The sequence below is a fragment of the Ectopseudomonas toyotomiensis genome (assembly GCF_900115695.1).
Classification (GTDB): domain Bacteria; phylum Pseudomonadota; class Gammaproteobacteria; order Pseudomonadales; family Pseudomonadaceae; genus Aquipseudomonas; species Aquipseudomonas toyotomiensis.
The window spans coordinates 397,241-419,779 of sequence record NZ_FOXK01000004.1; the positions used below are offsets into that span (position 1 = coordinate 397,241).

The following is a 22,539-nucleotide window of genomic DNA, read 5'->3' on the forward strand; positions in this document are numbered from 1 at the left end:
CCTTCTTATAACCGGAACGAAGGACATAAATCGCCTTAGTTATTTAGCCGCATAACCGGGCTTTGTTACCATCGCGCCCTCACGCACACGATCTGGAGTCCTCAACATGGAACTCGACCTGGACGCGCTCAACGCCGAATTCGGCAACCAGCCTGAAAAGCTGGTGCAGTGGGCCATAGGACTGGGCAAACCCGCCATCTGCACCACCAACTTCCGCCCCTTCGAAGCGGTGATCCTGCACATGGTCAGCCAGGTCAAACCGGATATCCCGGTGGTCTGGATGGACAGCGGCTACAACACCGAAGCCACCTATCGCTTCGCCGACGAGGTGACGCGCAAGCTGGGCCTCAACCTGATCACCTACCTGCCCAAGCGCTCGCGCGCGCACCGCGAGGCCATCGACGGCCCGGTGCCCGGCCTGGATGATCCGCGCCACGCCGCGTTCACCGAAGAAGTGAAGCTCGAGCCCTTCGCCCGCGCCCTGCGCGAAACCGCACCCAGCGTCTGGTTCACCGCCCTGCGGGCCACCGACACCGCCGTGCGCGCGCAGATGGACCCCATCAGCATCAACCCGGACGGCCTGATCAAAGTCGCCCCGCTGCTGCACTGGTCTTCCAAGGATCTGTATCAGTACCTGGTCGCCCACGACCTGCCGAACGAGTTCGATTACTTCGACCCGACCAAGGGTGAAGACAATCGCGAGTGCGGCCTGCACCTCAGTCATTGATTGACGTTGGCTAGAACGAAACATGGCGCCCTTGGGCGCCATGTTTCGTTTCGGTTGTTTTGCTTCAGTGCATCGGTAACTCGACACCTGCGAACAGCTCTTCGAGTTCGGATTTGTTATGGCACTGCACCGCCTTGGCCAGCATCTCGCGGGTCAGGTGTGGGGCGAAACGCTCGATGAAATCGCACATGAACCCCCGCAGGAAGGTGCCGCGACGAAAACCGATCTTGGTCACGCTGGGTTCGAACAGGTCATCGGCATCGAGCACCACCAGATCCGGATCGAGCTTGGCGTCGACCGCCATCTTGGCCACGATGCCAACGCCCAGGTTCAGGCGTACGTAGGTCTTGATCACGTCGGCGTCGGCGGCGGTGAACACCACCTTGGGCGTCAGGCCGCGATGACTGAAGGCTTCGTCCAGTTTCGAACGCCCGGTAAAACCGAATACGTAAGTGACGATGGGATGCTCGGCCAGGGCCTCGAGGGTCAGCTTCGGCAGCTTGGTCAGCGGGTGCCCCTGCGGCACCACCACGCAGCGATTCCAGCGGTAGCAGGGCATCATGATCAGGTCGTTGAACAGTTCAAGACCCTCGGTGGCGATGGCGAAATCGACACTGCCATCGGCGGCCATCTCGGCGATCTGCGTCGGCGTGCCCTGGTGCATGTGCAAGGCAACGTCCGGGTACTGCTTGATGAAAGCGCTGATCACCGGCGGCAGCGCGTAGCGTGCCTGGGTATGGGTAGTGGCGATGGACAGCGTGCCTTTCTTCTCGTTGGAGAACTCCTGGGCGATCTGCTTGATGCTTTCGACCTTGCGCAGAATCTCGCCGGCAGTGGTGATGATGCGCTCCCCGGCTGGGGTCACGCGGGTCAGGTGCTTGCCGCTGCGGGCGAAGACTTCCACGCCCAGCTCATCCTCGAGCAAGCGAATCTGCTTGCTGATCCCTGGTTGCGAGGTGTACAGGCTCTGAGCGGTAGCCGATACGTTGAGGTCGTGGTGCGCAACTTCCCAGATGTAGCGCAATTGCTGAAGCTTCATATGTTTCCCTCAGAGCAGTAAGGCAGGCCAACAACTGCCAATGCCTTATATAACCATATTATTGGTTTAATCGAACAGCCTAGAACGTTTTATTAGGTACCCCCTTTTACAAATCCCCATGACCACGATGCTGCAGCATGGGCACCAGGTATACCGGCGCCTCCGACAACTGCACGATGCGCGCAGCCGTACGCCCCAGCGGCACGGCCAGATCTGCGCCATGGCTATGACTGCCTACGACCAGCAGATCCACCCCAAGTTTCTGCGCTTCCTCAAGAATCACCGCAGGCGGATCCCCCTGAAGCACCCGCACCGCACGAATCAACTGGAGATCCTGCTGACCATCACCCAGTTCGTCGCGAAAGCCCTCCAGCACACGCTGCTCGATACTGGCCATGACGGTATTCAGCCCATTACGACGCAGCTCCCCGAGGGTGTCCTCGTCCAGGTAGGTCTGCAGCACGGATTCGGCGAATAGCCCCATGGGCTCAACCGCGTGCACCACATACAGATCGGCCTTGAAGCTGCGGCTCATAGCGAGGGCGTGCTGCAGCACGTAGGAGGCGTAAAGCCCCAGATCGGTGGCATAGAGTATCGAGCGGATCACGCGGCCTCCTCGACTGCTGGCGCAGGCCCTTGATTGAGCTTAGCAGCGCATCAGACAAAGCAAGATCGGCAGCGTTATTTAGGACGAATGGCTATATGCAGGCGCTTGAGCGCCTGCACAGGCCCAGGCTCAGGGCACCAACTCGTTGCTGACGCCATGGGGGACATGACCGGTCGCCACCACCTGGCGAGCTTTTTCACAGTGTCCGGTCTGGTCATCGAAGAACACATCGGCAGCGAAGGCCTCCAGCACCGCCGACTTGTCCAGCCCACCAAGGAAGAAGGATTCATCCAGGCGGATGTTCCATTCGCGCAGGGTGCGAATCACACGCTCATGCGCCGGGGCCGAACGCGCGGTGACCAACGCCGTACGAATCGGGCATTCGGCTTCGGGAAATTCCTGCTGCAGCGCATGCAACGCAGCGAGAAACGGCTTGAAAGGCCCGCCAGGCAGGGCCTGCCGAGCGGATTCACGCTCATGATCCTGAAACGCGTTGAGGCCGCCACTCTGGTAGACGCGCTCGGAGTCGTCGGAAAACAGCACGGCATCGCCATCGAAGGCGATACGCAGCTCGTTGCTGTTCGCTCGCCGCGCACCACCGGAAAGCAGCGTGGCCGCGCCGAAACCGGCTTTCAGTGCGTTGCGCACGTCATCGGCGTGGGTAGACAGAAACAGATGACAGCCAAAGGCCGCCAGATAAGGATCGGGGCTACGACCGCCGACGAAGGCGGCGCGGGATATGCCGAGCCCGTAGTGCTGGATCGAGTTGAACGCACGCAGCCCGGTATCGGCGCTGTTACGCGACACCAGGATGACCTCCACGCGCTGTTCGCTGAGCCGTGTGTTCAGCCCAAGCAGCTTTTCCACCAGCGGAAAGGCGTCGCCCGGCATCAGCACTTCGTCTTCATGCTCAATCTGATAGCGGCGATAGGCTTCCACCCCTTCGCTTTCGTAGATCTGGTGACTTTCACTCAGATCGAACAGCGCCCGCGAGGAAATCGCCAGCACCAGTTTGTCCCCCAGCCCCTTACCCATGCTTAGGCCTCCCGGCGAGCCTGAATGAAACGTAGCGCCTGATACAGAGCGCGCACCTTGGGCATATCGAAGCCCGCTGCATCGGCAGCCGCCAGAGGCGCTTCATAGATGGCGTGCAGCTCGGCCGGTCGCCCCTGGGCAAAGTCGTGGTACATGCTCGGCAGGTAATCGGGCATGCGTTGCGTGGCGGCCAACAATTTGTCCGCATAGCTGTCCGGCATGACGTAGCCCAGTGCCTGAGCAGCCTGCACCACTTCCTGCATCATGTCAGCGATCAGTGCGCGGCTGTCGGCATTACCCATCAGGCGCCGTGTATCGGCATCGAGCAGCACCGACAGGCCGTTGTAAGGGATATTCCATACCAGTTTCTGCCAACGCGTCTGCGCCAGGTCGCGCATCGCTGCCGAGTCCAGGCCGGCGCTGCGCAGCAGGCTCGCGCCCTCCTCGACCAGTGCAAGGCGCGTCTCGTCGTCATCCATCGACCCGGAGTGGTAGGCCAGGTTGATCGCACCCAAAGCCTGATGCTCGATCACACCCGGCGCACTGCGATGAACGCAGATGTAACAGAGTCCGCCCAACAGATGCAGGTCATCGCTCAACAGTGGGCGCAGCTCATCTTCCACTGCCAGGCCATTTTGCAGCAGCACCGCCTTGGCGCCTGGCGCTGCAGCCTTGGCAATCAGCGGCGCCAGCTCGGCATTGGCCGTGGTCTTGGCGCCGACCAGCAACCAGTCGCACGGTGGCATCTCGTCGACATGCTGGTAGGCCTGTACCGGCGCCAGGTTCAGTGCACCATGTACCACGCTGTTCAACTGCAGGCCTCGCTCGACCACCGCACCGTACTCGCTACGCAGCAAAAAGTGCACGTCATGACCAGCGCGAGCCAGCAGCATTCCGTAGAAACCACCAATGGCACCGGTGCCGATGATGCCGATACGCGGCGCAGGGTATTGAGACATCAGGGAAGCTCCTCAGCCGGGCGAAGCAGGGCCTCGCCCATGGCGTTAACCAGATCAGAATGGATAAGACGCGTGTGCAATGCGCCAAAGAAATGACCGTCCTTGACCAGAAACAGCGCCGGCAGATGGAATACCTCGTATCGCGTCACCAATCCGGCGTTATGCCCGGCATCGACCCAGCACAGGCGCTCTATGGGCAGCGGCATGCCAGGCAAGGCCTGACGTGCCCAGCGGCAGCTGGCACAGCCCGTGCTTGTGAACACTAGTAGCGAGGTACCGGGAAGATCGAGTAGCCGGCGGTCGGCATCCAGATCGGTCAATTCCAATTGCGTCGCTATACTGAATTCACTGATGTCAGTTTGCCTGCATTCAAGGTCGGTGTTCATGCGTAAGTTTCTGCGTCATCCAAGCAACATGCCGGTTGAACTGGTGCTGCGCAAACAAGCCTGCATTCCTCGGCAGCGGCTGAACAATATCAGCCTCGGCGGGGTTGCGTGCAACTCGACACGTGGCTTTCGCCGCGGCACCTCGGTCGAACTGCGCATCCCGCTACTGGGCGAACAGGCGCGCTATCCCGGCGTAGTGGCCTGGTGTCGGCGCCAGGACACCGATTATCTGGTAGGCATCGCTTTTCTCGATGAAGACACCCTGTTCCGCGCGCGCATGGTCGAGCAGGTTTGCCAGATTCAGCATTACCGACAACAGTTGGAGCAGGCATCAGGCCACCCCATGGCCATCGAGCAGTGCGCTCAGGACTGGATTGCCAAGCATGCCGCCGAGTTTCCCTATCTCGCCTGAATACGCTGCAACCACCCAACAACGAGGGTAACAAGACACCCTCATGCTGCCACTCCATCAGCCTTATTGAACTTAACGCCCATTGTCGCGCAGCCGCGTACGCGCTAAGGTTCGGCTCCCCCTGCACCAACTAGCTGTGCACCGCCATAGGGGGATCGCTGGCGGCCGGCACCCGTGACCTGACGACCTGACCCGATGAATAGCACGATGGCTGATTTACCGATCGACGACCTCAACGTCGCTTCCAACGAAACCCTGATCACCCCCGATCAGCTCAAACGCGAGATTCCTCTGACCGATGCTGCGCTCAAGACCGTGGCCCATGGCCGTCAGGTGGTACGCGACATCCTCGACGGCAAGGATCATCGCCTGTTCGTGGTCGTCGGCCCTTGCTCCATCCACGATATCAAGGCCGCTCACGAGTATGCCGAGCGCCTCAAGGTACTGGCTGCCGAGCTGTCCGATAGCCTGTTCCTGGTCATGCGCGTGTACTTCGAGAAGCCACGCACCACGGTCGGCTGGAAAGGTCTGATCAACGATCCGTACCTGGACGACTCGTTCAAGATCCAGGACGGCCTGCACATCGGCCGCAAGCTGCTGCGCGACCTGGCAGAAATGGGCCTGCCCACCGCCACCGAGGCGCTCGACCCGATTTCCCCGCAGTACCTGCAGGACCTGATCAGCTGGTCGGCCATCGGCGCGCGCACCACCGAATCCCAGACCCACCGCGAAATGGCCTCGGGCCTGTCCTCGGCGGTTGGTTTCAAGAACGGTACCGACGGCGGTCTGACCGTGGCCATCAACGCCCTGCAATCAGTTTCCAGCCCGCACCGCTTCCTCGGCATCAACCAGGAAGGTGGCGTATCCATCGTCACTACCAAGGGCAATGCCTATGGCCACGTGGTACTGCGCGGTGGCAACGGCAAGCCGAACTATGACTCGGTCAGCGTTGCCATTTGTGAGCAGGAACTGACAAAAGCCGGCATTCGCCCGAACATCATGGTCGACTGCAGCCACGCCAACTCCAACAAGGACCCGGCTCTGCAGCCGTTGGTGCTGGAGAACGTGGCCAACCAAATCCTGGAAGGCAATAACTCCATCGTTGGCCTGATGGTCGAGAGCCACCTGGGCTGGGGCAGCCAGTCGATTCCAAAGAATCTGTGCGACCTCAAGTACGGCGTATCCATCACCGATGCCTGCATCGACTGGGATACCACCGAGAAGAGCCTGCGCAGCATGCACGCCAAGCTCAAGGACGTGCTGCCCAAGCGCCCTCGCGGTTAAGAGCGCAACAGCAATGAAAACGCCGGGCATTGCCCGGCGTTTTTGTATCCGCATTCACACGCAGGGTGGGCTTCAGCCCCCGAACAGTCTCCTACTGGTGACGCGAACGTCGCTCCATGTAGCGCTCGACATAAGAGCACGACGGAATCACCGTGTAGCCCTTGCCTTCGGCATATTGCAGGGCATGTTCGGTCAGCGCGGCGGCGATGCCACGGCCGCGCAGGCCGTTGGGTACGAAGGTGCGATAGATGTCCAGCGTCTGCTTGCCCAGATCCATATAGGCCAGATAGGCACGATCACCGTCGACGGTGGTCACGAACTGGTGACTCGCCTGGTCATGGTGGATGGACAACCCGTCGCTCATCTTCACTCCTCTAGCCGCAAACCGTTAGCGGCGCATCTATTTTTACTTCATACCGGTGCTTTGGCAAAAGCGCAAATTCCGCTGCCACTTCCGGCCACGCCATTGGCCAAGCTTATCAGCCGCCGAACTGCCCAGCCACGAGCAATCAGAAGCTCAAGACTGCAATGCAGAGCAGAGCCGCAATCACCGGGATAAGTACCGTGATGACGAAGATATCCTTGTATGCCTGCTTGTGAGTCAGCCCCATGATCATCAGCATCGCGATCACCGCTCCGCAATGCGGTAGCGAATCGAGCCCGCCAGCGGTGATGTTGGCGATACGGTGCAGCACCTCGGGCTCTACACCCATCTCGAGATACCGCGGCGCCAGCGTCTGCATGAAAATCTGCAGGCCACCAGACGACGAACCGACGATCCCCGAGACCACACTGACCGAGGCGAACACCGACAACAGCGGCGGCAGATCCACCCCCAGTATCCATTGAGCGAATTGGGCGAAACCTGCGGTCTGAGTAACCACCCCGCCAAAGCCGATCACCGCAGCGGTATTGAGCAGCGGCATGATTGCATCGTCAGCCCCCTGCCCCAGCAAGCCGACGGTATTGCGGCGCAACGCCGGAAACATCAGCACAGCCACCCCGGTAGCGATCACCAGGGCCAGACTGGGCCAGAGAATCGGCTGCGCCTGACTGAAGGCCAACAGCCCACCCAGCGCCCCCGCACCTGGCACAGCTGCACCAGACAGAGCGAGCAGACGCGGCAGGAGAATGATCCCCAACACCACGATGATCGGCACCAACGCCATACCCCAATGTGGACCGCTACCCGGCACACCGGCAAGCTGCTGCATACGCTCGTCCTGCGCGTTCGGCTCAAACCCCTCGCCTCGCTCGCGCGCCAGGCGCCATTCGCGCTGCAGATAGGCCATGCCCAGAGCGATCATCACCAGCGAGGCGAACAGACCAATCCAGGCGCCGGCGAACAGGTCGGTGCCCAGCGCACTGGCTGCGATCACATTATGAATCGACGGTGAGCCAGGCAAGGCCGTCATGGTGAAGGTTCCCGCCCCCAGTGCAGTGGCGGCACAGAACAATCGTTTGGGTAGATTGGCCTCGCGCATCAGGGTGATGCCCAGCGGATACATGGTGAAGATCACCACGAATACCACCACCCCGCCATAGGTGAGAACCGCACACACCAGCATCGCCACCCAGAGCGTACGCTGCGTGCCCAGGCCGCGGGTAATGGCCTGCGCAATACTGCTGGCTGCCTGGCTGGCCGCCATGACCTTGCCGAAGATCGCACCACAGAGAAACAGCACGAAGAACTTGCCAGCAAAGGTGAATGCGCCCAACGGGCCGAATGGAAAGTGCTCGAGCAATGCACCTGATACGGCGACGCCATTGGTGAGAGCCACCAGAATCGAACACAGCAATGCGGCGATGAATATGTTCACCCCGCGCAACGCCATGAAAATTAGTAGCGACAAGCCCAGCAAAAGCCCCAGATTCCCAAGCATCTGCATCTCCCTCTTTTATTGTTTTAGTTTGAAAACCGGGACAGTTATAACAGCTCGTACAACCGCTGCACTGTATCGAATGCGTAACTGACTATTTTTTAGCCAGCCCACGCAGGCTCTATCCTTCGGCGTCCTGCCGCAAGAAAAAAAACTGCAACTCTTGCCCTGGCTCCGTTTACTTACTAAAAGTAATAGGTAGTATGTATGCCGGCTAATTTCCCGCAGTTGGGGAATTGCTCTTTATGGAAAACTCCACCTCAAGGGGAACACGATGAACAACGTTCTGAAATTCTCTGCTCTGGCTCTGGCCGCAGTTCTGGCTACCGGTTGCAGCAGCATGTCCAAAGAAACCGAAGCTCGTCTGACTGCTACCGAAGACGCAGCTGCTCGCGCTCAAGCCCGTGCTGACGAAGCCTACCGCAAGGCCGATGAAGCTCTGGCCGCTGCTCAGAAAGCTCAGCAGACTGCTGACGAAGCTAACGAGCGCGCTCTGCGCATGCTGGAAAAAGCCAGCCGCAAGTAATTGCGACTCGTTTTTTTCGAAAGCCGCCCCAGGCAACTGGTGCGGCTTTTTTATTGCCTGCTCATGACCTGGCCCTCTCTGAACAGCTTGATTGCCGGGCAATAAAAAACCCGCGTACACGAATGCAAGCGGGCTTTCTGCAACTTTGCCGAATCAGAACGGGTTGTCGTTGCTCGCCACCACGTTATCGGTCTGCGCCGCGATAGGTACCGGCATACCGTCCTCGGCAGCAACCACCTCACGGACCATCTCCCAGTCAAGGCGCAGTCCGCTGAGTTCGTCACGCTTGAGCAACGCATTGATCACCGCAGTGTGCTTGTCGACAACAGAGGGGTCACCCTCATCATCCAGTGGCGCATGTGCTTCCAGATAGATCTTGCCGCTGCTTACACCAAACTTGTAGGGCTCGTTGATGATGCGTACCGGCGTACCGACCGGCACCATACCCGCCAGCTCCAGCACGTTGTGATTGAGCATGCGGAAGCAGCCATGACTGACGCGCATGCCGATGCCGAACTTCTTGTTCGAGCCATGGATCAGGTAGCCAGGGAACGACAGCGTCATCTTGTACGGCCCCAGCGGGTTATCCGGGCCAGGCGGCACCACAGTGGGCAGAATGTCGCCCTCGGCCGCATGCTCTTCGCGAATCGACTTCGGTGGATACCAGGCCGGGTTCGGCGTTTTCACGGTCACGCGGCCTGTGCCCAGCGGCGAACCCCAGCCCTCACGGCCGATGCCCAGCGGGAAGGTGTGCACCACGTTCTGGCCTTTCGGGAAGTAATACAGACGATATTCGGCCAGGTTGATCACGATGCCCTCACGCGGCCCTGGAGGCAGCACGTAGCGAGTAGGCAGGATGATCTCGCTGCCCTCGCCCGGCAACCAGGGATCGACACCCGGGTTGGCCGCGACCATTTCCAGATAGCCTAGATCATTGGCCGTTCCCAGATCGGCGAAGGTATCTTCGTACTTGGCCTTGATCACCTGTACCTGGCCCACCACATCCTCGCCTGGCGGCGGCAGTGGAAGTTCGAGTGCCTGTACCGCAGCGCTGGAGCACAGTGCGACCAGAGTCAGGCAGCGGTTGACCGCAGAAAAGCGCGACAACATCCGGGAGTCCCTTGAAGAATTGAATGATATTGCGGCGATTGTACACCGTGGTTCGCAAGCCGGGCAGACGTCAGCCATCCGCCCAATTCGAGCACAGCCCCTGGCGCTGCGCCTCGAATGCCGCCAGGCAAGCAGGACACAGACGACGGTCACGCAACCAGACCTTTTCCAGCGCCCGCCAACGCGGTTGCGCCGGCAGCAAGCCACCGCAGAGCGTGCGATCAGCATACCCGCCCAGGCGCAACTGGCGGGCCACCAGATGTACACGTACCTCACGACAGGCGAACAGATCCAGCTGCTCATCCGGCTCGATCAGTTGGTAGGCATAAAGGGACCAGGCGGGACGCGGCATCTGGGGCTCCGTGACAGGTCGGCCACATTAGCCGAAAGGCTTGAGGCGGAAAAGCCTGTGCCTACTCTGTTTTCCGCCGAAACAGTTGCTTACAGCAGCGGCTTGAGCGTCGGCCAGACATTCTCCAGCAACACCGCCTGCGCGGACTCGGTCGGGTGAATGCCATCGGCCTGCATCATCCCCGGCACACCACCGACACCCTCGAGAAAGAATGGCACCAGCGGCACCTTCTTCTGCTCCGCCAAATCAGCGAAAACCTGGGCGAAAGACGTGGTGTAGCGCGCACCATAGTTGGGTGGCAGACGCATACCGAGAAGCAGCACATCGGCACCGGCAGACTGCGATCTATCGATCATCGACGCAAGATTCTGTTGCAATTGCGCTGGGGGCTGGCCACGCAGACCATCGTTGCCGCCCAACTCGATGATGACCAGTTCCGGCTTGTGCTCTGCAAGCAGCGCAGAGAGCCGCGCAGCGCCGCCTGCGCTGGTGTCGCCACTGATCGAGGCATTGACCACCGAATGCTCGAAACCCTCTTCTTCGAGGCGTTTTTCCAGCAAGGCGACCCAGCCCTGGCGGCTATCCAGGCCAAAAGCGGCGCTGATACTATCGCCGACCACAAGCAGGGTGCCTGCAACCGTTCCCTGAGCCCAGAGCATCAGGGTCAAGGCACCACTCAACCACCATGCACGCATTTGGAATCTCCATGACTTCGAGCATTCTCGCTGCGCGGAACCTTAACAAAGTGGTCAGCAGCGCGGAAGGCGAGCTGACCATCCTCCATGACCTCGATCTTGAACTGAGCAAAGGCGACAGCCTGGCCATCGTCGGCGCCTCAGGCTCTGGCAAATCCACCCTGCTCGGATTGCTCGCCGGTCTGGACCTGCCAAGCGGCGGCGCCGTACTGCTGGCCGGCAAGAACCTCAGCGAACTCGATGAAGACCAGCGTGCGCGCCTGCGCGCCGAGCATGTGGGGTTCGTATTCCAGTCGTTCCAGTTGCTCGACAGCCTCAACGCGCTGGAGAACGTGATGCTGCCGCTGGAGCTGGAAGGCCACGCCGATGCGCGCCAGCGTGCCCGGGCGCTGCTCGAGCGCGTCGGCCTGGGTCAACGTCTGACGCACTACCCACGCCAGCTATCCGGTGGCGAGCAACAGCGCGTGGCCATTGCCCGCGCCTTCGCTGCAGAGCCGGACGTGCTGTTCGCCGATGAGCCCACCGGCAACCTCGACAGCCACACCGGAGAACGCATCAGCGATCTGCTCTTTCAGCTCAACCAGGAACGCGGTACCACCCTGGTGCTGGTCACCCACGACGAGCGCCTGGCGCACCGCTGCCAGCGTCTGATTCGCCTGGAAGCCGGACACCTGATCGATCGCGTGGAGCCCTGATGAAACGCGTGCCCGTCACTCGCCTGTTTTCGCTCGCTGCACGCCAACTGCTGCGCGATGCCCGCGCCGGCGAGTTGCGGGTGCTGTTCTTCGCCTTGCTGGTCGCGGTGGCCGCCAGCAGCGCCATCGGTTATTTCAGCGCACGCCTGAATGACGCCATGCTGCTGCGTGCCAGCGAATTTCTCGCTGCAGATCTACGTCTAAGCGGCAGCTCGCCGGCCAGCCAGGAACAGATAGACGCGGGGCTCAAGCTGGGTCTCGATCACGCACAAGCGGTGGAGTTTTCCAGTGTGGTGGCGGCCCAGGAAGGCATTCAGCTGGCCAGCGTCAAGGCAGCCAATAGCCTTTATCCGCTGCGCGGCGAACTGAGGAGCGCTACCGAACCCTACGCACCAGAGGAAGCGGGTTCCGGCCCGCGCCCCGGAGAAGTCTGGGCCGAAGCGCGCCTGATGGTCGCGCTGAATCTGAAGATTGGCGATGAACTGGAAATAGGCGCCAAAACCCTGCGCTTGAGCCGTGTGCTCACCTATGACCCGGACACTGCTGGCGACTTTTACAGCCTGACGCCGCGCGTGCTGATGCACCTGGACGACCTTGCCGCGACTGAAGTGGTACAACCCGGTAGCCGTGTACGCTTTCGTGAACTCTGGCGCGGCGATGCCAATGCCCTGGCGGCCTACCGTCAGGCAGTCGAAGCCGGCCTGGAACCCAATCAGCGCCTGGACGACGCTCGCGATGGCAATCGCCAGGTCGGCGGCGCCCTCGGCCGCGCGGAACGTTATCTGAACCTGGCCAGCCTGGCAGCTGTGTTGCTCGCTGGTGTCGCGGTAGCACTCTCGGCCGCTCGCTTCGCGGCGAGGCGCTTCGATGCCAGCGCGCTGCTGCGTTGCCTCGGGCTATCACGGCGTGAAGCGTTGGCCCTGTTCGGCCTGCAGCTGGCGTTGCTCGGGCTGATCGCCTGCCTGATCGGCGCGCTGCTGGGCTGGGCCGGCCAACACGTGCTCTTCTATCTGCTGCGCGGGCTGATCCCGGATGATCTGCCGCCTGCCGACCTGTGGCCCGCATTGGCCGGCATGGCCACCGGCCTGGTGGCATTGGCCGGTTTCGCCCTGCCGCCGCTGGCCGCGCTCGGCCGCGTGCCGCCGCTGCGCGTCTTGCGCCGCGATATGCTGCCGGTGCCGGCCAGCTCCTGGCTGGTCTACGGTGCAGCGCTGATCGCACTGGGTTTGATCATGTGGCGCCTGAGCCTGGATCTGCGCCTGACGCTGGCATTACTGGGTGGCGGACTACTCGCCGCATTGCTACTCGGCGGCCTGTTGTTGCTCGGCTTGCAAAGCCTGCGCCGCCTGCTGCAGCGCGCTGCCCTGCCCTGGCGCCTGGGCCTGGGCCAACTGCTACGCCATCCGCTGGCTGCAGCCGGGCAATCGCTGGCGTTCGGCCTGATCCTGCTGGCCATGGCGCTGATCGCCCTGCTGCGCGGCGAGCTGCTCGATACCTGGCAGGACCAGTTGCCGGAGGACGCGCCCAATCATTTCGCCCTCAATGTGCTGCCTGCCGAGCGCGACGCGTTCGCCGCACGCCTGGCCGAGCTATCGCCGCATCCTGCCCCGCTGTATCCCGTGGTGCCGGGCCGACTGATCATGATCAACGGTGAGCCGGTACGCCAATTGGTAACCAAGGAAAGTCGCGGCGAGCGCGCCATCCAGCGCGACCTGAGCCTGACCTGGGCCGAGGACCTGCCATCCGACAACCTGATCACCGCTGGTAATTGGTGGGGCGCTGCGCACGCCAGCGAGCTGCCTGGCGTTTCCGTCGAATCCGAGCTGGCCGAAAGCCTGCAACTGAAGCTCGGCGACCAGTTGCGTTTCAACGTCGGCGGGATCGAACGCGACGCGCAGGTGACCAGTCTGCGCCAGGTGGATTGGGACAGCTTCCAGCCCAACTTCTACATGATCTTCGAGCCGCAGACCCTGCAGGACCTGCCTGCCACCTATCTGACCAGCTTTTACCTGCCGCCCGGCCAGGATGCGGAGCTCATAACGCTCAGTCGCGCCTTCCCCAGCGTGACGCTGCTGCAGGTCGACGCCCTGCTGGCGCAACTGCGCAGCATCCTCGCTCAGGTCACCCTGGCCATCGAGTACGTGCTGTTGTTCGTACTCGCCGCCGGCATCACCGTGCTGCTCGCTGGGCTGCAGGCGACACTGGACGAACGCATCCGCCAGGGCGCGCTGCTGCGCGCACTGGGTGCCGAACGCAAGCTGCTGATCAGCGCTCGCCGCGCCGAGTTCGGCCTGCTCGGCGCGGCTGCCGGCCTGCTGGCCGCGCTTGGCTGCGAGCTGGTGAGCTTTCTGCTCTATCGCTACGCATTCGACATGAGCTGGCAACCGCACCCCTGGCTGCTTCTGCTGCCGCTGATCGGCGCCCTGCTGATCGGTCTGGCTGGCGTGCTCGGCACTCGCCGCGCACTGAATGCCAGCCCGTTGAGCGTGCTACGCGAAGGCTGAGAACCGTGAGAGGGGTTTGCTAAACTTGGCGCCCCTCTTCATACCCGAGACACCATGAGCCGCTATCGCCCCCCTCGCCCTGCCGGTACACCACTGATCACGCCAGAGGGCGAAGCACGACTGCGCGCCGAACTTCACGAGTTGTGGCATGTGCGCAGGCCACAGGTGACGCAATCGGTCAGCGAAGCGGCGGCGCAGGGCGATCGTTCGGAGAACGCCGAATACACCTACGGCAAGAAGATGCTACGCGAGATTGACAGCCGTGTGCGCTTTCTCACCAAGCGTCTGGAGAAGCTCAAGGTCGTCAGCGACAAACCGTCCGATCCGAACAAGGTGTACTTCGGTGCCTGGGTCACCATCGAAGACGAAGACGGCGAACAGTCGCGCTACCGCATTGTCGGCCCCGACGAGCTGGACCTGAAACAGGGCCTGATCAGTATCGACTCGCCTCTGGCCCGCGCCCTGGTCGGCAAGGAGCTGGACGCCGAAGTGCGGGTGCACAGCCCCAGTGGAGAGAAGACCTGCTATATCGTCGAGATCGAATATCCCTAGGTGCTGTAGAAGCGAGCTCTGCTCGCAATAATGGCGTTTAAAAAGCTTCGCGAGCAGAGCTCGCTCCTACGCAGATGGCCGACTTCCCCACAGCCCAGCTAGCGCCGGGTAATCAGCCCCTGACGCGCCACCCGCACCAGCTCACCGACAGTTTGTGCCAGGTCCTCGGCGCTGGGGGCCTGGATCACGGCCAGATCGAAGCTGTCGCGCGCGAAGCGGCTCAGCGACTCGCCGTTCTGCACGAACTGGATGCGAAAGGCACGCGACCCGGCCCAGCGCTTGGGCCAGCCTTCGAGATAGCGCAGCAAGGTAGGCTGGTGGCTGCCGCCCAGCAGCACGCGCGGATTGCGCAGCAGCAGGCCCGAGGTGATGGGCGCCAGACGAATAAGGGGTTGGGGACAGATCATGGTCGAGTCTCCGCCTCGAGAATCCCGCTGGGCAGCGGTGAGAGGCGACACCGAACCAGCGCTTTAGCGGAATTTCAGGCGTTGATGACAACACCCTGTGGCGCCCCGCAAGTAGCTGTTTAAATCGGCGCAGGGCGCATCCTAGAGAAGCCCACGGCAAACTGTCAAGGCGCACCCCACTTCGACCCCAACCTTCGATTGGGCGACGGTCGATCCGCGCATTTCCATCCGCTCAAAAGACCCGTTCCTGGCCATGGACGCCCCGCCTGGCCAGATCGATTGCGGCCCTCGGCGCGACCTGACGTTTCGCCACGTAACAGAAAACACGCAACGATATCTACGCCAAGTTGCCCGAAAATCCCGGAAACCGCTTGTATAGAGGGCTCGCTGGAATCTGCAGGACGATGGCATGTTTCCTGCCATCGCTCTTGCGCCGTACGCGCCACGGAATGGGCGTGATCTGTGTTGCGGGAAGCAGCTGACTGCCTCAACAAAAATCATCGAGAGCGCCCATGAAGAACAATAAAACCCTGCTCGCCCTCTGCCTCGGTACCGGCCTGCTCGCCAGCGGCCAGACCCAGGCTTTCTGGTTCGGTTCATCCGGCTACACCCAGACCAAGTACCCGATCGTCCTCGGCCACGGCATGCTCGGCTTCGACAGCATCCTCGGCGTCGATTACTGGTATGGCATCCCGGCGGCACTGCGCCGTGACGGTGCCAGTGTCTATGTCACCGAAGTCAGCCAGTTGGACACCTCCGAAGCGCGCGGCGAGCAATTGCTGCAGCAGGTCGAGGACATCGTCGCCATCAGCGGTAAAGGCAAGGTCAACCTGATCGGCCACAGCCATGGCGGCCCAACCACCCGGTACGTCGCCGCCGTACGCCCGGATCTGGTGGCATCGGTCACCAGCGTCGGTGCACCGCACAAGGGTTCGGCCACCGCCGACTTCCTCAAGGGCATCAGCGACGGCCCGGCAGGTCCGGTCGCCACCCCGCTGCTGGTTGGCATCGTCAACGGACTGGGGACGCTGATCAACTTCCTCTCCGGCAGTTCCAGTACCACCCCACAGAATGCGTTGGGCTCGCTGGAGTCGCTCAACAGCGAGGGTGCAGCACGCTTCAATGCCAAGTTCCCACAAGGCATACCCACCAGCGCCTGCGGCGAAGGTGCCTATAGCGTCAACGGCGTGCGCTATTACTCCTGGAGCGGCACCAGCCCGCTGACCAACCTGCTCGACCCGAGCGACCTGCTGATGGGCGCCTCCTCACTGACCTTCGGCAACGAAGCCAACGACGGTCTGGTCGGCCGCTGCAGCTCGCGCATGGGCCAGGTGATTCGTGACAACTACCGAATGAACCATCTCGACGAGGTCAACCAGACCCTGGGCCTGACCAGTCTGTTCGAGACCGACCCGGTGACTGTCTATCGCCAGCACGCCAACCGCCTGAAGAACGCCGGGCTCTGAACTGCTGCGCTTCGTAGGGTGCGCCGCGCGCACCGGATGCTGGGAACGTCGGCATTTCGGTGCGCTCGGCGCACCCTGCGAGGTACCAGCGCTGAGCAATGGTTCGAACGCCTTACTGGAACCTGCCGTGAAGAAAACCCTGTTCGCCCTGCCTTTACTGATCGTTGCCGGCCTGGCGTTGATGCTTTACCTGCAACCCGGACACCAACCGACCCAATTCATGCCTCCCGCCGCCACTGCCAAGGCTACGCAGCCTGGACCGGCCCCGGCTGCAGAGGCCTTAACAGCGACCAACCAAAAAACGCAGAAGAAGGCCACGACGCCGACCCTGCCCAGCTCCTTCGTCGGCACCGAAGTCGACGGCAGCTTTCGCGTGGACGCTGCCGGCAATCTGATCATCAGCGAAGACATCCGCCGGATCTTCGATTACTTCCTCGCCAGCATCGGCGAGGAAAGCCTGGATGCCAGCGTGTCACGCCTGCGCAATTACATTGACAGCCAATTGCAGGAACCTGCACGAGCCCGCGCGCAGGCACTGCTGGAGCAATACCTGAGCTACAAGCGAGAGCTGGTGCTGCTGGAGCGCGACCTGCCACAAATGGCCAGCCTGGACGCCATGCGCCAGCGCGAGACCGCCGTGCAGGCCCTGCGCGCAAGGTTGTTCGACAGCGAAACCCACCAGGCCTTCTTCGCCCGTGAGGAAGGCTACAATCGCTTCACTCTGGAGCGCCTGGCCATCCAGCACGACAGCACAATGAGCGCAGAGGAAAGAGGCGTTGCCATCGACCGCCTGCGCGCATCCCTGCCTGAAGAGCTGCAGGACGCCGTACTGCCGCAGTTGCAGCAGGAACTGCGGCAGCACACCGCACGCCTGCAGGCCGAAGGCGCCAGCGCGGCGCAGATCCGCCAGATGCGTCAGCAGTTGGTAGGCGCCGAAGCCACCACGCGCCTGGAGGCGCTGGATAGCCAACGACAGAACTGGCAGCGACGTCTGGATGACTACATCACCGCCAAGACGAAGATTCAGGCCAATGAGGGGCTCAGCAACAGCGACAAGCGCGTGGCGATCGAGGCCCTGGCAGCAGAACGTTTCGATGAGCGTGAACGCCTGCGCCTGGACGCCGCCGAGCAATTGGCGGCGGCCAACAAGAAGCAGTAGACCTCAGGCGCTGTCGCGCATCACCAGTTCGAAGCCGACGTCGATGCAGTGCTGCTCCGGCGTTTCGCCACGCATCAGCGCCAGCAGCATGTTCGCCGCCAGCTCACCGACACGACCACGGGTGGTACGCACGGTACTCAAGGCCGGATGCATCCAGGCTGCAGCTGGCAAATCGTTGAAACCGGCGATGGCCAGGCGTCCCGGCACGTCCAGACCCAACTGACGCGCGCGGAACAGCGCGCCCATGGCCAGGTCGTCGTTGTTGAAGAACACCGCATCGATCTGCGGCTGCTGTGCCAGCAGGCGATCGAGCAACTCGGCGCCCAAGCCGATGGATGACAACTGCGGTGTCAGCAACTCCAACGCCGGATCATGTCGATTGAGGTAGCGCATCACCTGACGGTAGCCTTCTGCGCGCTGCAGGGTGCGTGGGTCAAGCTGCGCTGCGGCGAAGGCGATATGGCGGTAACCACGCTGCACCAGGGCACGGGTCATCGCGGCCCCCGCTTCGACCTGAGAGAAGCCGACGCAGTAATCCTCCGGCTCCTCGCTCAATTCCATCAACGTCACCAATGGGCAACTGCTGGCACCGAGGATTTCGCGCGCCGCATCGCTGCGCTCGAAGCCAGTGAGCAGCAGCCCCGCTGGCTGGTGCGCCAGATAGGAACGCAATAGACGCTCATCCTCCTCGACCCGGTAATGACTGACGCCGATCATCATTTCGAAGCCGGCCGGCATCAGCACCCGCTGGATGGCCTCCACGGTATCGACGAACACCGAGTTCGACAGCGACGGGATAACTACCGCCACCAGGTTCGAGCGTGAACTGGCCAATGCCCGCGCAGCCGGATTAGGCACGTAACCCAGCGCCTGGGCCGCGCGCATCACCTGCTCGCGCAACGCATCGGACACCCGCCCCGGCTGCGACAGCGCGCGCGAAGCGGACATCAACGAGCAGCCCGCGGCCTTGGCCACGTCGGACAAGGTGACACGTTCTGCGGACCGGCGACGGCGTTGGCTCATAGCGCCTCCAATGATTTCAGCGGCCGATTCTACCAGCCCCACCGGGGAATAAAGCGCGGGACACGCCGCCCGGGGTAACGCCACCATGCAAGGAGCGTTACCACCTGCGTGCCCCGCGAAACTGCGAACCTGCCCAGAATCAGCGGCGCACTGAGCGCGCCAATCCTGGGCAAGCCCTTATAGAGCGGCCTTTTCGGCCTCAGCCTGCACCTGATCGAACAGTTGCTGACCGACTGTGTCGACGACCTTCTGGATCGCTGGCGCGGCCTGCTCACGCATGCGCTGCACTTGCGCCGCTTCCACTTCGTTGATCTGCATACCCTTGTCTTTCAGCTCGGCCAGGGCACGGGCAGCTTCCTCGCGGGTGTCCTTACGCTCGAAGTCACGCGCCTTCTTCGCCGCTTCCAGCAGGATGTTCTGCTCGGTTTGCGACAGGCCATCCCACCAGCGCTTGGACACGGTGACGATCCACGGGCTGTACACGTGGTTGGTCACGGTCAGGTACTTCTGCACCTCGTAGAATTTCGAGGAAAGAATGGTGTTGAAGGGATTTTCCTGGCCGTCGACGGCCTTGGTCTCCAGCGCGGTGAACAGCTCGGAGAATGGTAGCGGCACGGCATTGGCGCCCATCAGTTTGAAGGTCTCGAGGAATACCGGGTTGGGCATCACGCGCAGTTTGACGCCGGAGAGGTCCTCCAGCCTGCTGATCGGCCGCGTGTTGTTGGTCAGGTTGCGGAAGCCGTTCTCCCAGTACACCAAGCCGACCAGGCCCTTCTCTTCCAGCTTGTCCATTACCTGGCGGCCCACCGGGCCGTCGAGCACGGCATCGGCCTGCTCGGCACTGCTGAACAGGAAAGGCGTGTCCCACACCGCCATTTCCTTGGTGATGCCCACCAGGGTCGCGGTGGAACCGACCATCATTTCCTGCGCGCCGCCAATCAGCGCACTCTGCATCTGATCATCCGAGCCCAGGCTGGCGGCACCGAAGGTACGCACCTTCAGCTTGCCGTCGGAGGCCTTGGCGACCTCCTCGGCGAACAACTTGGCCGCGCGGCCCTGATTGCTGTTCTCGTTGAGACCGTAACCGAAGCGGATCATGCGTGAGCGCACGTCATCGGCATGGACGGTGAAACTGGCGAGCGGACTGCACAGCATGGCAGCGGTGAGGATGGCGAGCAGTGGACGTTTCATCGGGTCTACCTCTTATTGTTGTGAATGATGTCGGCGCGCCAACGCCGTCAGGTCAACTCAGCGCAGCCAGGCCAGCGGCACGGTGACGATGGACGGAAACGCCACCAGCATCGCGACGATGATCAGGTAAATCAGGAAGAACGGCATGACGCCGCGTACCAGCACTTCCATGCGCAACTTGCCGATACCACCGACGACGTTAAGCACGGTGCCCACAGGCGGCGTGATCAGGCCGATGGAGCCGATCAGCACAAACATCACGCCGAAGTACACCGGATCGACACCGGCCTTGATCGCGATGGGAGCCAGTACCGGTGCCAGAATCAGGATGGTCGGGGTCAGGTCGAGCACCATGCCCACTGCGATCATCAGCAGCATGATCGCCAGCACCAGCAGTCGCGGGTGTTCGGCCAACGGCCCGAGCATGGCGCCAATCTCGTCCGGTAACTGCGCCAGGGTGATCATGTAGGCCGATACCGTGGCAGCGGCGCACAGGAACATCACCGACGCCGTGGTGCGGCTGGCGCGGGTCAGGGTTTCCATCAGATCGCCCCAGCTCAGCTCGCGGTAGAGCAAGGTGGAAACGGCCAAGGCGTAGACCGCAGCGACCACCGCCGCTTCGGTAGGGGTGAAGATACCGAAGCGCAGACCACCGACGATGATTACCGGCAACATCAGCGCCGCAGCACCGTCGATCAGCACCCGACGACGCTCGGCGGCGCTGGCCTTGGGTGGCGTTGGCTCGGTGAAACCCCGGGCGATCAGAGTCCAGGCAATGATCAGACCTGCGCCCATGATCAGCCCCGGCACCAGACCTGCCATGAACAGCTGGCTGATGGAGGTGTTGGTGACCACGCCATAGATCACGAACGGCATCGATGGCGGAATGATCGGCGCGATGATGCCGCCAGCGGCTACCAGTCCCGCCGAGGAATGCACCGGATAACCGCGCTGGCGCATCATCGGCAACAGCAAGGTGGCCAGTGCCGCGGTATCGGCCAGTGCCGAACCGGACATACTGGCCAGTAGCACGGCGGCCGCAATGGCAACGTAACCGAGGCCTCCGCGCAGGTGGCCAAAGTAGGCCTGCGCCATGGCGATGATGCGCCGGGAAATACCGCCGGCGTTCATCAGTTCGCCAGCCAGTATGAAGAACGGCACCGCCAGCAGCGGGAAGCTGTCAGCGCCGGCGAGCAGGTTCTGCGCCAGCAACTGCACGTCCCAGAAATCCAGGTACCACATCAGTACGGCCGCGGTGAGGATCAGGGCGAAGGCGATGGGCATGCCGAATGCCATGAACCCCAGCAGGGAAGAAAGAAATACCGCGACAGTCATCGGCAGGTCCTCGCTGGGCAGTGCCCGTATTGTTGGAATTGGGCCAGCATCATTCGACGTGAGCCTGGGTCAGCCTCACCTGCGGCGTACGCCGCCAGAGGTTGACCAACTGCACCACCGCCAGAATCGCCAGCACCAGCATGCTCGCCAGCACCGGCAGCATCGCCAGCACCACCGGATAACCGACCACGGTACTGACATTGCCCCAGCCGAACTGCACCTGATTCCAGGCACCCAAGGCCGAGAGCAGGCTCGCTCCTGCCACGAGAATCCAGCTCAGTGAATCCACCAATCGCTGCGCCAGCAGCGGGAAGCGGTCGCGAATCATGCGGAAGGTCATCAGCTCGCCGCGGCGCATACCAGAGGCCACACCGACGAAGACCAGCCAGACGAACGCCAGCCGTGAAAGCTCCTCGGCACCCGGCCAGCCGGTGCCGAAGGCGTAGCGCAGCACCACATTGGTAAACACCGCCACCACCATGAAGGCCATCAGAACCGCCATCAGCCCATCGGTCAGGCGATCGAACATGCGCGCGATGCGGCCTTCGTAGATCGGCTCGGCGCCTAGCTGAGCCGCCTGGTTAGCGCTATCAATTTCGCTATCGAGCATATCCTGAGCCTGGCTCGACACGGCCTCCACCGCTTCGCGACGTACCCAAGCCTGAATGTCGGCCACCAACGCTTGCCGCGACTGCTGCGCATCGACGACTCGTACGTATGGTTCGCCTGCCGGGCTTTCGAGGGTGGCGAACTGGCTGTCGACCAGCGAAGTCGGCATGAAATGTCCGGGCCGAGCGCCGACACGTTGCACCGCGGTGGCGTGGTCGATATCCAGGTGCACGAACTGCAACCCCGGAACCGACTGACGCAGGCGCTCGCGGTAAGCGCGCTTGAGCGCCGAGCAAGCCAGTACGAAACATTCACCCGCGGCCTGCGCGGCCAGCATCTGCTCGCACAGCGCATCCAGCCAGTGGCGACGGTCTTCGTCACTCAGTGGGATGCCCGCGCGCATGCGCGCTACGTTTTCGGGAGGATGGAAATGATCGGCTTCGATATGGCGCCAACCGAGTGCGGTGGCGACCGCCTGGCTGATCTCGCTCTTGCCGGAGCCACTGACCCCCATGACCACCAGGGTGGTACGGGCAGGCAATGCGCAAGGCTGCTGTTGCATGGGAACTCCATGGGCACCATCGAG

Annotated in this window: 24 protein-coding genes; 9 read left to right on the plus strand and 15 right to left on the minus strand. The window is 62.2% G+C overall.

Going from position 1 to position 22,539, the window contains the following annotated elements; genetic code table 11:
• Nucleotides 1–106: 106 nt before the first annotated feature.
• Nucleotides 107–727, plus strand: a complete 621-nt coding sequence (locus BM186_RS10605; protein WP_045736021.1) for a phosphoadenosine phosphosulfate reductase domain-containing protein — start codon at nt 107–109, stop codon at nt 725–727.
• 64 nt (nt 728–791) lie between these two features.
• Here the strand turns inward: BM186_RS10605 and cysB are convergent, their stop codons facing one another.
• From cysB to BM186_RS10630, 5 genes are all read right to left on the minus strand, one after another.
• Nucleotides 792–1,766: an HTH-type transcriptional regulator CysB gene (cysB, locus tag BM186_RS10610; protein ID WP_017676798.1), complete on the minus strand. Its 975-nt coding sequence runs from the start codon at nt 1,764–1,766 to the stop codon at nt 792–794.
• A gap of 106 nt (nt 1,767–1,872) precedes the next feature.
• Nucleotides 1,873–2,373, minus strand: coding sequence for a universal stress protein (locus BM186_RS10615; RefSeq protein WP_017676797.1), 501 nt, complete (start codon nt 2,371–2,373; stop codon nt 1,873–1,875).
• Between the two features lie 129 nt (nt 2,374–2,502).
• Nucleotides 2,503–3,408 (minus strand): 5'-nucleotidase, encoded by a 906-nt coding sequence (locus tag BM186_RS10620; RefSeq protein ID WP_072423891.1) that lies wholly within the window; start codon nt 3,406–3,408, stop codon nt 2,503–2,505.
• 2 nt (nt 3,409–3,410) lie between these two features.
• On the minus strand, nt 3,411–4,367 hold the full coding sequence (locus tag BM186_RS10625) for a putative 2-dehydropantoate 2-reductase (protein WP_074915190.1): 957 nt from the start codon (nt 4,365–4,367) through the stop codon (nt 3,411–3,413).
• Nucleotides 4,367–4,753, minus strand: a complete 387-nt coding sequence (locus tag BM186_RS10630) for a YbbN family protein (protein ID WP_074915192.1) — start codon at nt 4,751–4,753, stop codon at nt 4,367–4,369. The genes BM186_RS10625 and BM186_RS10630 overlap by 1 nt, the downstream gene beginning before the upstream one ends.
• On the opposite strand from BM186_RS10630, the gene BM186_RS10635 reads away from it, so the two are divergent.
• Nucleotides 4,752–5,165, plus strand: a complete 414-nt coding sequence (locus BM186_RS10635) for a PilZ domain-containing protein (protein WP_074915194.1) — start codon at nt 4,752–4,754, stop codon at nt 5,163–5,165. The two genes, BM186_RS10630 and BM186_RS10635, sit on opposite strands and share 2 nt — an antisense overlap.
• A 207-nt stretch (nt 5,166–5,372) precedes the next feature.
• Nucleotides 5,373–6,449, plus strand: a complete 1,077-nt coding sequence (locus tag BM186_RS10640; protein WP_072423888.1) for a 3-deoxy-7-phosphoheptulonate synthase — start codon at nt 5,373–5,375, stop codon at nt 6,447–6,449.
• A 91-nt stretch (nt 6,450–6,540) separates the two neighbouring features.
• On the opposite strand, the gene BM186_RS10645 is transcribed toward BM186_RS10640, so the two are convergent.
• Nucleotides 6,541–6,813: a GNAT family N-acetyltransferase gene (locus tag BM186_RS10645; protein ID WP_017676791.1), complete on the minus strand. Its 273-nt coding sequence runs from the start codon at nt 6,811–6,813 to the stop codon at nt 6,541–6,543.
• 145 nt (nt 6,814–6,958) lie between these two features.
• Nucleotides 6,959–8,332: a GntP family permease gene (locus BM186_RS10650; protein ID WP_072424205.1), complete on the minus strand. Its 1,374-nt coding sequence runs from the start codon at nt 8,330–8,332 to the stop codon at nt 6,959–6,961.
• A gap of 271 nt (nt 8,333–8,603) precedes the next feature.
• Between BM186_RS10650 and oprI the strand changes: the two genes are divergently transcribed.
• Nucleotides 8,604–8,855, plus strand: a complete 252-nt coding sequence (oprI, locus tag BM186_RS10655) for an outer membrane lipoprotei OprI (protein ID WP_003239826.1) — start codon at nt 8,604–8,606, stop codon at nt 8,853–8,855.
• Between the two features lie 153 nt (nt 8,856–9,008).
• Here oprI and BM186_RS10660 read toward each other — a convergent pair whose 3' ends face one another.
• The 3 genes from BM186_RS10660 to BM186_RS10670 all read right to left on the minus strand — a co-directional run bounded on the left by BM186_RS10660 (nt 9,009) and on the right by BM186_RS10670 (nt 11,012).
• Complete coding sequence (locus BM186_RS10660; RefSeq protein ID WP_074915196.1) at nt 9,009–9,965, minus strand: L,D-transpeptidase family protein; 957 nt, start codon at nt 9,963–9,965, stop codon at nt 9,009–9,011.
• Nucleotides 9,966–10,035: 70 nt separating this feature from the next.
• Nucleotides 10,036–10,317, minus strand: coding sequence for a hypothetical protein (locus BM186_RS10665; RefSeq protein WP_074915198.1), 282 nt, complete (start codon nt 10,315–10,317; stop codon nt 10,036–10,038).
• Between the two features lie 89 nt (nt 10,318–10,406).
• Complete coding sequence (locus BM186_RS10670) at nt 10,407–11,012, minus strand: arylesterase (protein WP_074915199.1); 606 nt, start codon at nt 11,010–11,012, stop codon at nt 10,407–10,409.
• Between the two features lie 11 nt (nt 11,013–11,023).
• Between BM186_RS10670 and BM186_RS10675 the strand changes: the two genes are divergently transcribed.
• Genes BM186_RS10675 through greB form a run of 3 tightly spaced genes read left to right on the plus strand, consistent with a single transcriptional unit; the run spans nt 11,024 to nt 14,763 of the window.
• The gene (locus tag BM186_RS10675; protein ID WP_072423874.1) at nt 11,024–11,707 is read left to right on the plus strand and encodes an ABC transporter ATP-binding protein; all 684 of its coding nucleotides are present in this window, start codon (nt 11,024–11,026) and stop codon (nt 11,705–11,707) included.
• A complete protein-coding gene (locus BM186_RS10680; protein ID WP_074915201.1) occupies nt 11,707–14,211 on the plus strand; it encodes an ABC transporter permease in 2,505 nt (834 codons plus the stop codon). Before BM186_RS10675 ends, BM186_RS10680 begins: the two co-directional genes overlap by 1 nt.
• 54 nt (nt 14,212–14,265) lie before the next feature.
• Entirely contained in the window at nt 14,266–14,763 is a 498-nt protein-coding gene (gene greB, locus BM186_RS10685; RefSeq protein WP_003460007.1) for a transcription elongation factor GreB, read from the plus strand.
• 98 nt (nt 14,764–14,861) lie between these two features.
• On the opposite strand, the gene BM186_RS10690 is transcribed toward greB, so the two are convergent.
• The gene (locus tag BM186_RS10690; RefSeq protein ID WP_017676783.1) at nt 14,862–15,170 is read right to left on the minus strand and encodes a hypothetical protein; all 309 of its coding nucleotides are present in this window, start codon (nt 15,168–15,170) and stop codon (nt 14,862–14,864) included.
• A gap of 512 nt (nt 15,171–15,682) precedes the next feature.
• Between BM186_RS10690 and BM186_RS10695 the strand changes: the two genes are divergently transcribed.
• Both BM186_RS10695 and BM186_RS10700 read left to right on the plus strand, forming a co-directional pair.
• Nucleotides 15,683–16,636, plus strand: coding sequence for a triacylglycerol lipase (locus BM186_RS10695; protein WP_017676782.1), 954 nt, complete (start codon nt 15,683–15,685; stop codon nt 16,634–16,636).
• 127 nt (nt 16,637–16,763) lie between these two features.
• Complete coding sequence (locus tag BM186_RS10700) at nt 16,764–17,795, plus strand: lipase secretion chaperone (protein ID WP_074915202.1); 1,032 nt, start codon at nt 16,764–16,766, stop codon at nt 17,793–17,795.
• 3 nt (nt 17,796–17,798) lie between these two features.
• Here the strand turns inward: BM186_RS10700 and gntR are convergent, their stop codons facing one another.
• The 4 genes from gntR to BM186_RS10720 all read right to left on the minus strand — a co-directional run bounded on the left by gntR (nt 17,799) and on the right by BM186_RS10720 (nt 22,515).
• The gene (gene gntR / locus BM186_RS10705; RefSeq protein WP_017676780.1) at nt 17,799–18,818 is read right to left on the minus strand and encodes an HTH-type transcriptional regulator GntR; all 1,020 of its coding nucleotides are present in this window, start codon (nt 18,816–18,818) and stop codon (nt 17,799–17,801) included.
• Between the two features lie 177 nt (nt 18,819–18,995).
• Nucleotides 18,996–20,009, minus strand: a complete 1,014-nt coding sequence (locus BM186_RS10710) for a TRAP transporter substrate-binding protein (protein ID WP_074915204.1) — start codon at nt 20,007–20,009, stop codon at nt 18,996–18,998.
• A 57-nt stretch (nt 20,010–20,066) separates the two neighbouring features.
• Complete coding sequence (locus tag BM186_RS10715; protein WP_072423870.1) at nt 20,067–21,344, minus strand: TRAP transporter large permease; 1,278 nt, start codon at nt 21,342–21,344, stop codon at nt 20,067–20,069.
• A gap of 49 nt (nt 21,345–21,393) precedes the next feature.
• The gene (locus BM186_RS10720) at nt 21,394–22,515 is read right to left on the minus strand and encodes a gluconokinase, GntK/IdnK-type (RefSeq protein ID WP_072423869.1); all 1,122 of its coding nucleotides are present in this window, start codon (nt 22,513–22,515) and stop codon (nt 21,394–21,396) included.
• Between the last annotated feature and the right edge of the window lie 24 nt (nt 22,516–22,539).